General features: G+C 60.8%; 14 protein-coding genes and 1 tRNA gene. 6 read left to right on the top strand and 9 right to left on the bottom strand.

Annotated elements, in window-relative coordinates; all coding sequences use genetic code 11:
- Positions 1–348 precede the first annotated feature (348 nt).
- The 4 genes from ACS5RD_RS23650 to ACS5RD_RS23635 all read right to left on the bottom strand — a co-directional run bounded on the left by ACS5RD_RS23650 (position 349) and on the right by ACS5RD_RS23635 (position 3699).
- Positions 349–425: transfer RNA gene (locus ACS5RD_RS23650), tRNA-Pro, on the bottom strand.
- Positions 426–481: 56 nt separating this feature from the next.
- On the bottom strand, positions 482–1489 hold the full coding sequence (locus ACS5RD_RS23645; RefSeq protein WP_489929371.1) for a DMT family transporter: 1008 nt from the start codon (positions 1487–1489) through the stop codon (positions 482–484).
- A gap of 164 nt (positions 1490–1653) precedes the next feature.
- The gene (gene leuB, locus ACS5RD_RS23640) at positions 1654–2760 is read right to left on the bottom strand and encodes a 3-isopropylmalate dehydrogenase (RefSeq protein WP_054008505.1); all 1107 of its coding nucleotides are present in this window, start codon (positions 2758–2760) and stop codon (positions 1654–1656) included.
- A 33-nt stretch (positions 2761–2793) separates the two neighbouring features.
- Positions 2794–3699: a LysR family transcriptional regulator gene (locus ACS5RD_RS23635; RefSeq protein WP_489929370.1), complete on the bottom strand. Its 906-nt coding sequence runs from the start codon at positions 3697–3699 to the stop codon at positions 2794–2796.
- A gap of 89 nt (positions 3700–3788) precedes the next feature.
- Between ACS5RD_RS23635 and ACS5RD_RS23630 the strand changes: the two genes are divergently transcribed.
- Positions 3789–4679 (top strand): Rossmann-fold NAD(P)-binding domain-containing protein, encoded by an 891-nt coding sequence (locus ACS5RD_RS23630; RefSeq protein WP_489929369.1) that lies wholly within the window; start codon positions 3789–3791, stop codon positions 4677–4679.
- On the opposite strand, the gene ACS5RD_RS23625 is transcribed toward ACS5RD_RS23630, so the two are convergent.
- The 5 genes from ACS5RD_RS23625 to ACS5RD_RS23605 form a co-directional block, all read right to left on the bottom strand.
- Complete coding sequence (locus ACS5RD_RS23625) at positions 4641–5603, bottom strand: endonuclease/exonuclease/phosphatase family protein (RefSeq protein WP_489931424.1); 963 nt, start codon at positions 5601–5603, stop codon at positions 4641–4643. The genes ACS5RD_RS23630 and ACS5RD_RS23625 overlap by 39 nt on opposite strands.
- A gap of 65 nt (positions 5604–5668) precedes the next feature.
- A complete protein-coding gene (locus tag ACS5RD_RS23620; RefSeq protein WP_489929368.1) occupies positions 5669–6475 on the bottom strand; it encodes a hypothetical protein in 807 nt (268 codons plus the stop codon).
- Positions 6476–6764: 289 nt separating this feature from the next.
- Positions 6765–7370, bottom strand: coding sequence for a 3-isopropylmalate dehydratase small subunit (gene leuD, locus ACS5RD_RS23615; protein ID WP_489929367.1), 606 nt, complete (start codon positions 7368–7370; stop codon positions 6765–6767).
- A gap of 12 nt (positions 7371–7382) precedes the next feature.
- Positions 7383–8801, bottom strand: coding sequence for a 3-isopropylmalate dehydratase large subunit (gene leuC / locus ACS5RD_RS23610; RefSeq protein ID WP_489929366.1), 1419 nt, complete (start codon positions 8799–8801; stop codon positions 7383–7385).
- Positions 8802–9117: 316 nt separating this feature from the next.
- Positions 9118–9258 carry a DUF3563 domain-containing protein gene (locus ACS5RD_RS23605; protein ID WP_156317704.1) on the bottom strand — a complete coding sequence of 47 codons (141 nt, stop codon included), beginning with the start codon at positions 9256–9258 and terminating at the stop codon, positions 9118–9120.
- Positions 9259–9524: 266 nt separating this feature from the next.
- Here ACS5RD_RS23605 and rsfS point away from each other — a divergent pair, with 266 nt between their 5' ends.
- The 5 genes from rsfS to ACS5RD_RS23580 all read left to right on the top strand — a co-directional run bounded on the left by rsfS (position 9525) and on the right by ACS5RD_RS23580 (position 14054).
- A complete protein-coding gene (gene rsfS / locus ACS5RD_RS23600) occupies positions 9525–9947 on the top strand; it encodes a ribosome silencing factor (protein ID WP_082351763.1) in 423 nt (140 codons plus the stop codon).
- Positions 9948–9950: 3 nt separating this feature from the next.
- Complete coding sequence (gene rlmH, locus ACS5RD_RS23595) at positions 9951–10421, top strand: 23S rRNA (pseudouridine(1915)-N(3))-methyltransferase RlmH (protein WP_489929365.1); 471 nt, start codon at positions 9951–9953, stop codon at positions 10419–10421.
- A 9-nt stretch (positions 10422–10430) separates the two neighbouring features.
- Positions 10431–11345, top strand: coding sequence for a hypothetical protein (locus ACS5RD_RS23590; protein WP_489929364.1), 915 nt, complete (start codon positions 10431–10433; stop codon positions 11343–11345).
- Between the two features lie 76 nt (positions 11346–11421).
- Entirely contained in the window at positions 11422–12942 is a 1521-nt protein-coding gene (gpmI, locus tag ACS5RD_RS23585) for a 2,3-bisphosphoglycerate-independent phosphoglycerate mutase (RefSeq protein ID WP_489929363.1), read from the top strand.
- Entirely contained in the window at positions 12939–14054 is a 1116-nt protein-coding gene (locus ACS5RD_RS23580) for a murein hydrolase activator EnvC family protein (protein WP_489929362.1), read from the top strand. Before gpmI ends, ACS5RD_RS23580 begins: the two co-directional genes overlap by 4 nt.
- Positions 14055–14063: the final 9 nt, after the last annotated feature.

The following is a 14063-nucleotide window of genomic DNA, read 5'->3' as shown; positions in this document are numbered from 1 at the left end:
TAGCGAGCGATACTTGGGAGCCGGGTGGGTGCTGCGTGGCATTGATAAACAAGCAGTTTGTAGAGATGTGCAACGGCAATTGATCAGCCGCGACTTGCTCAACGATCAACGGTAAAGTGGCTTTGGACACTGAACGCCTGCACGGCCGCGGCATGAGATGGTTGTTTGGCGAGATTGCTGTAAGTCGCTCCGGTTGGATCAAGCAGCGCCATCTTTAACGTTGACGGTTCTTTGACGTCCAAATCGAGTCGCATACTTTGCTCTAGTCCGGGCTTGTGCGCAGGAAAAGTGATCCGGGCAACAACGAATCCAAACTGTAAGTGATTGATATATCGGGATTTTTTGAATTGGTCGGAGCGAGAGGATTCGAACCTCCGACCCCCTGCTCCCGAAGCAGGTGCGCTACCAGACTGCGCTACGCTCCGACCGTGGCGCGGGGTTAAACCGTTGCGCGTGGGTTTGCAAGAGGGCGGCGCAGGATTTATGCGTCGCCATCGGTGCCAGAAAGGCCTTCGGTTTTGTTGCGCAAGCGGCGGCGGTCGAACAGGCGCAGCCAGAGGCCGATGCGGGGGATCGCGCCGAAATCAAAGCGTGAGCGGGTTTCCAGCACCGGGCGGTTGATGGAGACTGAGGGTTTGTCTTCGCGCAGCACGATATAGACTCCGGCGGCGATGATGACGGCGGTGCCAACGGCGGTCCAGAAATCCACCTTTTCTTTGAAGATGAAAAAACCGTAAAGAATCGCCCAGATGATCTGGCTGTATTGCATCGGCGCGACGATGATCGCGGGTGCGCGGCGGTAGGCGGCAATGGTCAACATCCCTGCCAGCAGGCTGAGCAGGGCCATCGCACCCATCATGCCCATATGTTCAATCGGAACAGGCACATAGACGAAAGGCAGTGCCAAGGCCATCACCACGAAGTTCGCCACCATCGGATAAAGCATCAGCACAACCGAGCGTTCATCATGACCGATCTTGCGCACGATCACCGAGGTCATCGCGCCCAACAGGGCTGCCGCCAGCGCTGAAAGATGGCCGAGGCTGAGCGGTTCTTGCCCCGGTCGCAGCACGATCATCACGCCTGCAAGGCCGATGACGATGGCCAGACCGCGGTGCAGGCCGACCTTTTCGCCCAGGATCGGGATCGCCAAAAGGGTGATCAGAATCGGCATCGCGAAGAAGATCGCGTAGCATTGCGCGAGCGGCAGCACGGAAAACGCGTAGAATCCGGTGATGCCGTTGACCACCGCCGACGCCGTGCGCAGGGCGGTCCAGTAGGGGTGTTTCGGGATAAGGTTGCCATCGGTGCGGTCGCTCATCAACAGGATGGTGATCAGCGGGAAGGTCAGCAGGCCTGAGAAAAAGATCAGCTGAAACGGGCTGTAGCTGGCCCCGAGGAACTTCACCAGCACGTCATGGGTGGCGTAAATCGCGAAGGCAGCCAGCGCCAAAAGCGCCCCGCGCAGGTTCGATTGAGCAACGGGCATGGTGGGTATCCGGGGCGAAAGAGTGCAGCTTTGGCGATGCGCCTAGCTGTCGGGCCTTCGCGGGTGAACATCAAGAGGGAAGCTGCAACGCGCGGGGTTTCTTGCTGATTTTTCGTCAAAGGTCGTTGCCTTTGAGGGACGGGCTCAAGGGCAACGATAGGGTATTACAGGCTGGCTTCCATCGCGGCGATGATCGCATCGCCCATTTGGGTGGTGCTGACCGGTGAGCCGCCTTCGGGGCCCATCAGATCGGCAGTGCGGACGCCATCGGCGAGGACTTTCTCAACGGCTTTTTCGACGCGGGTGGCTTCAGCGCCCATGTCGAACGAATAGCGCAGCGCCATCGCGAACGACAGGATACAGGCGATCGGGTTGGCTTTGCCCTGCCCGGTGATGTCGGGGGCAGAGCCGTGCACGGGCTCATACAACGCTTTCGGGCGGCCATTGGCTTGCGGCAAACCCAAAGACGCCGAGGGCAACATGCCCAAGGATCCGGTCAGCATCGCGGCCATGTCCGACAGCACATCGCCGAACAGATTGTCGGTGACGATGACGTCGAATTGCTTCGGCCAACGGCAGAGCTGCATTGCGCCGTTGTCAGCATACATATGGGTCAGCGCCACGTCGGGATATTCTTTGTCGTGGATTTCCTGCACCACATCGCGCCACAGGATGCCGGATTCCATCACATTGGCCTTCTCCATCGAACACAGCTTGTTGCTGCGCTTGCGGGCCAGTTCAAACGCCGAACGCGCGACGCGGGCGATCTCGGATTCGGTATAGCGCTGGGTGTTGATGCCGACGCGCTCATTGCCTTCCATGAAGATGCCGCGCGGCTCGCCGAAATAGACGCCCGAGGTCAGTTCGCGGACGATGACGATATCGAGGCCTGCGACGACTTCGCGTTTCAGGCTGGAGAAATCGGCGAGCGCGTCGAAGCACTGGGCGGGGCGCAGGTTGGAGAACAGGTCCATCTCTTTGCGCAGGCGCAAAAGACCACGCTCGGGCTTTACCGAGAAATCGAGTTTGTCATACTTCGGGCCGCCGACGGCACCCAGCAGAACCGCGTCAGCTTCCTGCGCGCGGGCCATGGTTTCATCGGTCAAAGGCGTGCCGTGGGCGTCGTAAGAGCAGCCGCCTACCAAGCCTTCGGACACGTCAAAGGTCACGATGCCTTTGGCGTCGAGCCAGCTGATGAGTTTTTTCACCTCGGCCATCACTTCAGGACCGATGCCGTCGCCGGCGAGGATAAGTAGGGAGGGATTTGCCATCATAGGCTCCACGTTTGAAGGGTTGACGATGGCCTAGCCAATGGGGGGGGCAGGGTCAAGCTTCAGCGCCCGGAAATGGGCGGCTAACGCATCAAACACCCGCCGAATGCGGGGGGTGTGGCGCAAAGCTTCAGGGGCGGTCAGCCAGATTGGTAAAGGTTGCAGGCGCAGAAAGGGGGCGGCGCGGGTGACGGAGGGGTCGGCATCGCCGATTACGGTTTGCATCCCGCCTAAACCTAGGCCCGCGCGTACCAGTGCCCAATAGACAATTTGATCATCGCAGCGGGTCGGGAAATCTTCGCGACGGGCTGCAATGCCTTGCGCGGCCATCATTCGCAGCATCAGATCGGAGCGGTCGAAGCCGACGAACTCATGGCTGAGGATGGTGTCCGGGGTGATCGGATCGGGGCGTCGAGCAAGGTAGCTGTGTGCGGCATAGATCGCCATCGGGATATCGCAGAGATGGGCGGTGATCAGATCGGGTTGGGTGGGGCGATACATCCGCAACGCGATATCAGCCTCGCGGAACAGCAGGTTATCGGATGAGTCGGTGGGGGAGAGTTCAATCTCGATGCCGGGTTCTTCGTGGCGCAATGCCGCCAACATCGGCGGTAAAAGGTAGTGCGAGACGATACGGCTGGCGGTGATACGGACCGGGCCGTGCAGGCGGGTGTCGCGGCCCGCCACCGCCAGCGTCAGCTTGGCCGCCGCGTCGCGCATGTTGCGGGCGTGCGGGATCAGCGCTGCGGCCTCAGCCGTTGGGGCAAGGCCGCGCGGTTGGCGGGTGAACAGCGGAAGGCCAAAAGCAGCCTCCAGATCGGCGATATGGCGGCCCAGTGTGGGCTGGCTGAGATTGAGCTGCCTAGCTGCAGCCGAGAGCGAGCCGCTTTCAGCCACGGCAAGGAAAGAGCGGGTCAGGGTCCAGTCAAGATTATCCATGCAGATATGAATAGCACATCTGCGTTTGGTGCCAATGTTGTGAATGGGTCATGGCGGCTAATTTCATCCTGCAACATAGGAGACGGATCATGGCAGTGGTTTTGGTGGCAGGGGCGTCGGGGCTGTTTGGCTCGCATGCGGCGCAGGCTTTTGCGGCGGCGGGCTGGGAGGTGCGGCTTTATCAGCGCGGCACCGATATGACGGCGGCGGCACAGGGGGCGGATGTGATCGTCAACGCGATGAACCCGCCGATGTATCACGACTGGCAGCGTTTGGTTCCGGCGATTACCGCGCAGGCGATTGCGGCGGCGCGGGCCAGCGGGGCAACGCTGATCGTGCCCGCGAGTGTGTATAATTACGGCAGCCAGCCACGGCCTTGGGGGCCATCGACACCGCAAAAGCCCAACACCCGCAAGGGGGCGGTGCGGGTGCAGATGGAGGCTGACTATCGCGCCTCATGTCTGCCAGTGATCTTGCTGCGCGGCGGCGATTTTATCGACGCGGCGGGCAAGACGCAGGGCATGGGGATGGCGTTGCGTGGGCTGGCCAAGGGCAAGATCATGGCGTTTGGCGGGGCGGATGTGCTGCGCGCCTATGCCTATCTGCCGGATATGGCGCGGGCGGCGGTGGCTTTGGCTGAGGTCCGCAGCACTTTGCCGCGCTATGCCGATATTCCGTTTGCGGGGCTGACGTTTACCATGCAGGAGTTGGCGGACAGCTTTCAGCAGCAGAGCGGGCGGGTGTTTCGGATCGCGAAATTTCCGTGGTGGCTGCTGGGTTTGGCAGCACCATTCTGGGAGTTGGCGCGGGAAATGCGCGAGATGCGCTATCTCTATGAGCTGCCGCATCGCTTGGATGGGGCGACTATGCAAGCCGTGTTGCCGCAATTTCAGACCGCCGGATTGGCCGAGGTGGCGGCGGCGCAACTGCGCTGGGCGGGCTTAGGGCGCCAGATCGACCCAGAGCGGGTGATGGCGTGAGGCGGTTGTCAGACTTGCAGCAGCGGGGTCGCTGTCGGCGGGCCATTCGACCCCTGCCGTTTGGACGTGCAGGCCTTTTGAGGGCAGAATAATCTCAACCCGGAGGCCGCCGATTACTGGATAAAGCGCTGTATCGAGGGCCGGATCGCCGGTTTGGCCGGGATCATGCCGGGATGAGTCGCTGCGCGGCTGAGGGTCTTGCAGGGCAGGGTGGTGCAACAGTGCCGTGATCGCCTGCTTGCGGCCCGCGCCATCGGCGGGGTCAAGGTTGCTTTGACCCAAGATCACAAAGGGTGCTTCGGGCGGTTTGAACGGCAGATCGCCCGCCAAAAGCCGCAGCCAGAACGCAGTTTCATCATGGTTGCGCCGACCATTGCGGTCTTCTGGGCCATCGAAAATCGGCGGGCTGGCGTAATAGGCCAAAAGGCGCAGGGTTTTGCCATCGGGCAGGGTGACCGGCACCTCATAGGCACCGGTGGTGGAGAGAAGTTGGCCGGGCGGCGTGTCAGGGGGCATCAGGGTCCCGGGCAGATCAGCCCAGAGAAAGTCACTGAAATCACGCATATTTTCTCTGTCGATCGGCAGGCGTGACAGTATCGCCATACCGCCTTCGCCCGCCCAGCGGCCATAGGCCATCGCGTCGCGCGGCTCTCCCAATATGCCGTTGCCATCGAGATCAAGGCCGGTTGGCACTCCGGTATTCGGGCGTAGGGGAAGGCGATAAGGGTAGGGCGTGCCTGCTTCGGCCAGACGTTTTTCCAGTGCGGCAAGCGTGTCGCCGTGCAGATCATAGTCGATGCCGGTCAGCAGCAGCACATCGGCGTCAAGCTTTGCGATCACCTGAATGGCGGCGAGTTGTGCGGGACTGTCGCCGCGTTGCAGGGATTGCAGCGCCAGACCGGGGCCTTTGGCCCAAAGGTCGATGTTATAGGTGGCGATCCGCAGATCGGCCAAAGCAGGCCAAGCGCACAGCCAGATCTGAAGCCAAATCAGGCTGGCACATAGCGCTTGCCATCGCCGCCCAAGCTGTTCGCCGCGCGGGTTTCGGTGATCATGTCGGCGATGCGACCCATCGCAATGCCGCGCATGAACAGGCTGGCGGGTAGAAAGGCCCATGCCGTCATCGTCCAGATCAAGGTTTGTGGCGAGGTCAGCGTCAGGGGCTCGAATCCCGTCGACGCAATCTTCACCACGGCTGGCGTTAAGAATGGCAGTAAAAACCCTAACGCAATGTTAATGCGCGCGTCACGGGTGAGGCGGGTGACCACATCTGCCCCGGCGGTGGGGTCAAAGGTGGGCAGATTGACCCAGACGTTGAACGCACGGCTGCGTGACGGCCAGCGGCCCGCTTTCAGGATCACAACATAAACCGATAAGGAAATCAAAGAGATCAGGTAAGCCATCCCCGCAGCCGTCCGCACGGCGGCGATCTGCTCGAGCGTGGCATCATTTGCGACCATCAAGGTGGCCAGCCGCACCGGGCTATAGGGGAAATCCATCGAAATCCCGATCAACGTGCCGACCGCATCGGTGAAATCGGTCAAGGTTGAGGGCATGATCCGGCCGCGCGCGATCATCGACAGCGACACGACGGTGGCCAGCAGCATCAGGTATCGCACCCGGTTGAACGGCGGTGCGTCACGAAACTCGACGAGGCTGGGATAGGTGGCGTTGTATTCAACAAAGGTCAAAAGGCCAATGAACAGCGCCACAAGGGCGACCATCTGTTTGGCATCTGCTGTCACGTCGACCAAAAGCACGGAAGGCGTGGCGACCAGCACCATCACCAAAATCATGCGAACGATCGCGCCTGTTAGCCGCGAAACCACTGCCCTGCCACCCTTCAATCGGTCTTGTCTGGAGTTTTGCCAGCCAAGGGTCCCGAAGATTTCCCGCACTTTAAGGCGGGTTGCCTCAATATTGCCCAATTCTTGCCTTCTTTCCCCACGATCGGCAACAGCTGGGTTAATGATCGGTAAGCACTGTGGCAATTCCGTGTTCAAGGTGTTGCAGGATTGAATCAAACTGGCGGTAAGAAAAAGGCCACCCTGCAGGGTGGCCCTAGATGTAGTGGTTTTGGTTTGCTTAGGCCCAAGGATGCAGGGCGGCGTTCTTTTTCTCAAAAGAATCAATGGCGGAGGCTTTTTCCAGCGTCAGGCCAATATCGTCCAATCCATTGATCAGACAGTGCTTGCGGTGACCGTCGACTTCAAACGGGAACACCTGACCGTCTGAGGTGGTGACGGTCTGACCGATCAGGTCAATGGTCTGCCGCGCATTGGCGCCCTTTTTGGCATCGGCCATCAGGATGTCGACAACCTCTTGCGGCATCACGATCGGCAGGATGCCGTTCTTGAAGCAGTTGTTGTAGAAGATATCGGCGAAAGAGGTGGCGATGACGCAGCGGATGCCGAAATCCAGCAAAGCCCAAGGCGCATGTTCGCGCGACGAGCCGCAACCGAAGTTATCGCCCGCCACGATGATCTCGGCCTTACGATAGGCGGGCTGGTTCAGCACGAAATCGGCGATCTCGCTGCCGTCGAGATTATAGCGCATCTCGTCGAACAGATTGACCCCAAGCCCCGAGCGCTTGATGGTTTTCAGGAACTGCTTGGGGATGATCATATCGGTGTCGATATTGACCAAGGGCATTGGTGCCGCAATCCCGGTGAGGGTGGTGAATTTATCCATCTTTACAGCTCCTTAAACCGTCTCTGCCATCAGCTCGCGCACATCGGTCAGATGACCGGTGATTGCGGCGGCGGCGGCCATGCCGGGGGAGAGCAGGTGGGTGCGGCCTCCGCGGCCCTGACGGCCCTCAAAATTGCGGTTCGAGGTGGCAGCGCAACGCTCACCCGGAGCCAGTTGGTCGGGGTTCATCGCGAGGCACATTGAGCAGCCCGCCAGACGCCATTCAAAGCCCGCGTCGATGAAAATCTGTGCCAGACCTTCGGCCTCTGCCTGGGCCCGCACAAGGCCCGAACCCGGAACGACCATCGCGCGGATGCCGTCTTTCTTCTTCTTACCCTTCAGGATGGCGGCCGCGGCCCGCAAGTCTTCAATGCGGCCATTGGTGCAAGAGCCGATGAACACGGTGTCGATCTTGATGTCCGACAGCTTTTGACCGGGGACGAGGCCCATATAGTCCAAAGCGCGCTGCACTGCTTCGACCTTGCCGCCGGTGAAATCGCTGGGCGAGGGCACAACGGCGGTGATCGGCAGCACGTCTTCGGGCGAGGTGCCCCAAGTCACCAAGGGCGCAATATCTTCGGCCTTGATCGTCACCACCTTGTCGAAAAACGCGCCTTCGTCGGTGAAAAGCGTCTTCCAATAGGCCAAAGCCGCCTCCCACGCGGCACCTTTCGGTGCGTGCGGGCGGCCCATGCAATAGGCGTAGGTTTTCTCATCCGGCGCGATCAGGCCAGCGCGCGCGCCGCCCTCAATCGCCATGTTACAGACCGTCATGCGGCCTTCCATTGACAGCTCGCGGATGGCTTGGCCACAGTATTCAATGACATAGCCGGTACCGCCTGCGGTGCCAGTTTCCCCGATCACCGCCATGGTGATGTCTTTGGCGGTGACGCCGGGGCGCAGGGATCCGGTGATTTCGACCTTGAAGTTCTTGGCCTTGCGCTGGATCAGCGTTTGCGTCGCCAGCACGTGCTCGACTTCCGAAGTGCCGATGCCATGCGCCAACGAGCCGAACGCGCCATGGGTGGCGGTGTGCGAATCGCCACAGACCACGGTCATGCCGGGCAGCGTCCAACCCTGCTCCGGTCCGACGATATGCACGATGCCTTGGCGCACGTCTGACACCGGGTAGTAGTGAATGCCGAAATCCTTGGCATTCTGGTCCAAAGCTTGCACCTGAATCCGGCTGTCTTCGGTCATCGTCGCGGCATTGGCGCGGTCCAAAGTGGTGGGCACGTTATGGTCCGGCACGGCGATGGTTTTTTCCGGCGCGCGCACGCGGCGGCCCGTCATCCGCAGGCCCTCAAAGGCTTGCGGCGAGGTGACTTCATGCACCAGATGGCGGTCGATATACAGCAGACAGGTGCCGTCATCGGCCTGATGGACGACGTGATCGTCCCAGATTTTGTCGTAGAGCGTGCGAGCGGTCATGGCTGGCTCATCCTCGGGTTTGGAAAGGGGGAATGCGTGAGGCGGGGGCGCGTGCCCCTCAAAACCGATCAGACGTGCGCAAGAATGGCGCGGGTGGCCCCGTAAAACCGCCACGGCAGGCGGTCATGGTCAGCGATGTCAAAAAACCGGATCATGTGGGGCATATACGCCCATCGCGCCTTGCAAGCAAGGGTCGAGGCAGAGACACGTAAAGGAGTGTCGCCGGGGTCGAGCGGCGGGCTCGGGCATCCGGGGGCGGGTGCGCCCCCGATGCAGATTTAGCTAATCGTCGGTAGCGTCGGTCAGAATGGGGCGATCAGAACTGCGCGAAACGGCCGCGTTCGATCTCGCGCTCACGGCATTCCAGATCATAGATGCTGACAGCGTCGTTTAGGTATTCAAGTTCTGCCTCATGGCGGGTTTTGCGACGCGGCAGCAGTTTAAGGAACTTATTCATGGTGTTTACTCCGTTGTTCCCTCCCTGACGGTAATATGCTGCATCGCAGCATGGATGTGTAGGTATGCGAGAAGTATTGCCGTCATGCGTTATGCGCATGGCTTACTGCTTGTTTTTTGGTCAGCTCTGCTGCCCTAAGGCCAAGCCAAGCCCTTGCGAAACGTCGTTTGGCAGGATAGACGCGCGCCTTCGCCTGCCGTTGAGATTGTTGCCCTGCAATGATAGGTTGGCATTAGCCCTGTGCCGGGGCCGCATCGGCGCGCTATTTGGAGGACGTTGTCCTGTCGCATTCTGATCCTGCCACCGGCCTTCCGGTTGGCCCGCGCGCCACCCGCGCCTCTGATGATTACACCGCCGAAGATCTGCTGGCATCCGTGCTGGCCTCGGTCGATGACGATAAAGCCGAAGACATCGTGCAGATTGATCTGCGCGGCCGCTCGGATGTGGCCGATTACATGGTGATCTGCTCGGGTCGCTCGTCGCGGCAAGTGGCGTCGATTTCTGAAAAGCTGGCGGATCGCTTGAAAGAGCAGTTCCACCTGTCGGCCAAGATGGAAGGCAAGGAAACCGGCGATTGGGTGCTGATTGATGCGGGCGATGTGATCGTCCATGTCTTCCGCCCCGAAGTGCGCGAGTTCTATGATCTTGAAAAGATGTGGCTTCCGGGAAGCGCGCATCGCGGGGCATAAGCCTTGCGGCTGCATGTTTGTGCTGTGGGGCGGCTGAGGGCTGGGCCTGAGCGCGATCTGGTGGATGATTATTACACGCGGCTGGACCGCACCGGGCGGCCCTTGGGGCTTGGCCCGGTGGCGGAGTTTGAGGTTGAGGATAAGAAGAACCTTGGCATGGCGGCAGAGGCGGTTTTGCTGGAGCGCGCTATTCCGAGCGGTGCGCTGATTGTGACGCTTGATGAGCGGGGACGGGTTTTGTCGTCGCCGGAGTTTGCCGAAATGCTCGCAGGCTGGCGTGATGGCGGGCGGCAGGATGTGGCCTTTGTGATCGGCGGCGCTGATGGGATTGATCCCAGCCTGCGCGCGAAGGCGGGGTTTTCCCTTAGCTTTGGGCGGATGGTTTGGCCGCATATGCTGGTGCGGGTTATGCTGGCAGAGCAGTTGTATCGGGCTGCAACGATTCTCGGCGGCGGGCCGTATCATCGGGCATAGGGGGCGGGGATGAGCGACAGTTTTCGCACCATGCAGGCGGTCAGCGATCTTGTGCATCATGTGAAACCTTTGCTGGCGCAGCATTTGGTGGCGGTGGCCGAGGCGTCGGGTTTGGGTCTGCGCGAGACGGGTGAGGCATTTGCACGGCTGCGGGATGATGGCTTCCGGTTTCAGCGCGATGAGACTTTGGCTTTGCTGGACGGGCTTGAGGCGATTGCGATCAGCCAAGCCGAGGGGTTTGATCTGGCCGTGGTTGTTCTGCTGGCGGATGTGTTGCAGCGGCGGCAGGCGTCGGACTTGCTCACTGAGGCTTGGGGCGAAGCCTGCAAACGCCTGCGCGACTGGCCCGCGACTTTGCGGGCGGCGGTGGCGAATGGTCTGCGACGGGCGGTCGATTTGGGAGTTATCCCCTTAGACACACCGCCAACCGACACAGAATGTCAGACGCGACAACCTGCCGAAATTGCCGAGCCGCTGCTGCGGATAGCGCGCTCTATGCGACGGGATGAATTGCAGGCCGTGGCACAAGCTGATCGGGGCGAGGATGCGGCTGCGCATTTCGCAGCGCTGATGGATTTGATTGGCAAGCGCGATGGGATACTCTCGGAAGATCAGGTCTGGTTTCCCGAAGAAGTCGTAAAACTTACGGCACATGTTCCATCGGCCTCTGGCTTTGAAGGCTGCACGGCTATCTTGCTACTAAATGTGCTATTAAGAGGCGACCAGCAGTGTTGGATTTCTTTTCGCTGGGAACGCCAGGGATCTGCCTATTGCGCGTTGCGGCCTTCAACCCGCGACCCGATCCTCGCTGGCGTCCGGCATATCTATGAAACCGATGCCAATTTCCTGTGCAACGAGACGATCAATATCACAGGGCGCCTTACCGAAGGGGCCACAATTCCCGTCGTGGGCGATCTGCTATAGCCTCAAACCCTGCGCGACCGTTGCTCTGCGCCTCGCGCAGCGTTAGAAGCATCTGACGCATTGGAAAGGCCGCTTCATGTCCCGCAAACCCGTTGTTCTGTGCGTTCTGGATGGCTGGGGGATCAATGCTGATCCGACCTCTAGCGCGCCTGCGCAGGCCAATGTGCCAAATTTCAACCGGATTTGGGCGACCTGCCCGCATTCCACGCTGATCACCTATGGCCCGGATGTGGGCCTGCCGACCGGGCAGATGGGCAATTCTGAGGTCGGGCACACCAACATCGGCGCGGGGCGGGTGGTGGCGATGGATCTGGGCGCGATTGATCTGGCGGTGGAGGATGGCACGTTTGCCACCAATCCTTCGCTGTTGGAGTTTGTTGCCAAGCTGAAGGCAAGCGGGGGGACAGCGCATCTGATCGGGATGGTGTCGGATGGCGGCGTGCATGGCCACATCACCCATGTGATTGCGGCCTGCCGCACGATCACGGCTTTGGGCGTGCCTGTCGCGCTGCATGCGATCACCGATGGCCGCGATGTGTCGCCTTCGTCGGCTGCGGAATTCATCGACATGCTGATGGTGCAACTGCCAGCGGGCGCCAAGGTTGCCACGGTGATCGGGCGCTATTGGGCTATGGACCGCGATAACCGCTGGGAGCGGGTGCAGCGCGCTTACGATGCGATGGTGATGGCCAATGGCGAACATGCCGAGACCCCGGCGCAGGCGGTGGCGCAGTCTTATGCCAAAGGCGAGATGGACGAATTCATCGCACCGACGGTGATCGACGGCTACGAAGGCGCGATTGATGGCGATGGGGTGTTTTGCCTCAATTTCCGCTCGGACCGCTCGCGTGAGATTTTGGGCGCGCTGGCGGCTCCGGGGTTTGCTGGCTTTGCCACAGGGGACCGCCCGGAATGGGCGGCGATGCTGGGGATGGTGGAATATTCCGAGGATCATAACGCTTATATGGCAACGGCCTATCCGAAGCGCAGCATCTCCAATACCTTGGGGGAATGGGTGGCCAAGCAGGGGTTGACGCAGTTCCGCTTGGCTGAGACCGAGAAATACCCGCATGTCACGTTCTTTTTGAACGGTGGTCGCGAGGTACCGTTTGAGGGCGAAGACCGCGCGATGCCGAAATCGCCGAAGGTGGCAACCTATGATTTGCAGCCGGAAATGTCCTCGGTTGAGGTGTCCGATAACCTCGTGATGGCGATTGAGAAGGGCTATGATCTGATCGTGGTCAACTTCGCCAACCCGGATATGGTCGGGCATACCGGCAGTTTGACGGCAGCCATCAAGGCTTGCGAGGCGGTGGATATTGGGCTGGGTCGCGCTTTGGCGGCGCTTGAAGCCAAGGGTGGGGCCATGATCGTCACCGCCGATCATGGCAACTGCGAGATGATGGTTGATCCGGTGACGGGCGGCCCGCACACCTCGCACACCGTCAATCCGGTGCCGGTTGTGCTGGTTGGCGGCCCTGCGGGGGCGGTGTTGCGTGATGGCGGACGGTTGGGCGATCTGGCCCCGACGATTCTGGCGCTGATGGAACTGCCGCAGCCGCCTGAGATGACCGGGCGGAGCCTTATGCTGGCATGATCCGGATCGCTGCCCTGCTGGTGATGCTGACCGCCTCGGCGGCAGCGGGCGGCGTGGCCGAGGATGCGGCTGAGGCGAGTGCAGAGCTGCAGCAAGCGGTGGCGGCGTTGCAAGCGGCAGAAGGCGCGAAGGATCGGGTTGCGGCGCTGACCCAAACCATCAAGGCTTATGAGGAGGGGCTGGCAGCCCTGCGCGAAGCTTTACGGCAGGCGGAACTGCGCGAAACCGCGTTAACGCTGCAATTTCAGACCAAACGCGACCGGATTGCGCAGCTTTTGGGGGTGCTTTCCCGCATTGATGCCGAACCGGGGCCGCTGCTGTTGCTGCACCCGACTGGGCCGCTGGGCACGGTGCGCTCTGGCATGATGCTGGCCGATGTCACCCCGGCGTTGCAGGCAGAGGTCAATGGTCTGAAAGGGCAATTACAAGAACTCTCCGATCTGCGCCGCTTGCAGAAGGCGGCGGGGGAAACCTTGGGGCAGGGGCTGGCTGCGGCACAGGTGGCGCGATCAGACCTGAGCCAAGCCATGTCAGACCGCACCAAATTGCCCAAGCGTTTCACCGAAGACCCCAATGTGCTGCTGGGCCTGCTGGAATCGGCGGATACGTTGGAGGCTTTCGCGGCGGGGCTGGCGCTGGATGATACCGGCAATGCCAGCTTTGCCGATCAGCAGGACAAACTCGATCTACCCGCGCTGGGCACTTTGCTTTTGAAACCCAATGAAACCGATGTGCGCGGCGTGACCCGCCCCGGTATGACCCTCGCTACAAGACCCGCAGCCCTAGTCACCAGCCCTTGGGCGGCGACCATCCGCTACCGCGGTCCGCTGCTCGACTACGGAAACGTGATGATCATTGAACCCGGCGGCGGCTATCTTATGGTATTGGGCGGGCTTGATCAGGTGTATGGCGAAGTGGGCGAAGTGATCGCAAAAGGTGCTGCGCTGGGCCTGATGGGCGGAGCGGCGGCGGGAAGTGGTGATCTTCTCGCGCCTGCGAAAGAAGGCAGTGGCGGACGTGAGACGGAAACGCTTTACATAGAGTTGAGGCAAGGTGCGAAACCAGTGGACCCAATGCAGTGGTTCGCGGCAACCGCCAAAGCAGAGGAATAGGACGAGCCG

The sequence above is a fragment of the Cypionkella sp. PAMC25878 genome (assembly GCF_058135695.1).
This window is presented reverse-complemented; position numbering and strand designations above follow the sequence as displayed.

Excerpts from the sequence above, each read along its gene's own strand:
- ACS5RD_RS23645 (WP_489929371.1), bottom strand. The coding sequence starts at position 1,489 with ATGCCCGTTGCTCAATCGAACCTGCGCGGGGCGCTTTTGGCGCTGGCT.
- leuB (WP_054008505.1), bottom strand. The coding sequence starts at position 2,760 with ATGGCAAATCCCTCCCTACTTATCCTCGCCGGCGACGGCATCGGTCCT.
- ACS5RD_RS23635 (WP_489929370.1), bottom strand. The coding sequence starts at position 3,699 with ATGGATAATCTTGACTGGACCCTGACCCGCTCTTTCCTTGCCGTGGCT.
- ACS5RD_RS23630 (WP_489929369.1), top strand. The coding sequence starts at position 3,789 with ATGGCAGTGGTTTTGGTGGCAGGGGCGTCGGGGCTGTTTGGCTCGCAT.
- ACS5RD_RS23620 (WP_489929368.1), bottom strand. The coding sequence starts at position 6,475 with ATGATTTTGGTGATGGTGCTGGTCGCCACGCCTTCCGTGCTTTTGGTC.
- leuD (WP_489929367.1), bottom strand. The coding sequence starts at position 7,370 with ATGGATAAATTCACCACCCTCACCGGGATTGCGGCACCAATGCCCTTG.
- leuC (WP_489929366.1), bottom strand. The coding sequence starts at position 8,801 with ATGACCGCTCGCACGCTCTACGACAAAATCTGGGACGATCACGTCGTC.
- ACS5RD_RS23605 (WP_156317704.1), bottom strand. The coding sequence starts at position 9,258 with ATGAATAAGTTCCTTAAACTGCTGCCGCGTCGCAAAACCCGCCATGAG.
- ACS5RD_RS23590 (WP_489929364.1), top strand. The coding sequence starts at position 10,431 with ATGAGCGACAGTTTTCGCACCATGCAGGCGGTCAGCGATCTTGTGCAT.
- gpmI (WP_489929363.1), top strand. The coding sequence starts at position 11,422 with ATGTCCCGCAAACCCGTTGTTCTGTGCGTTCTGGATGGCTGGGGGATC.
- ACS5RD_RS23580 (WP_489929362.1), top strand. The coding sequence starts at position 12,939 with ATGATCCGGATCGCTGCCCTGCTGGTGATGCTGACCGCCTCGGCGGCA.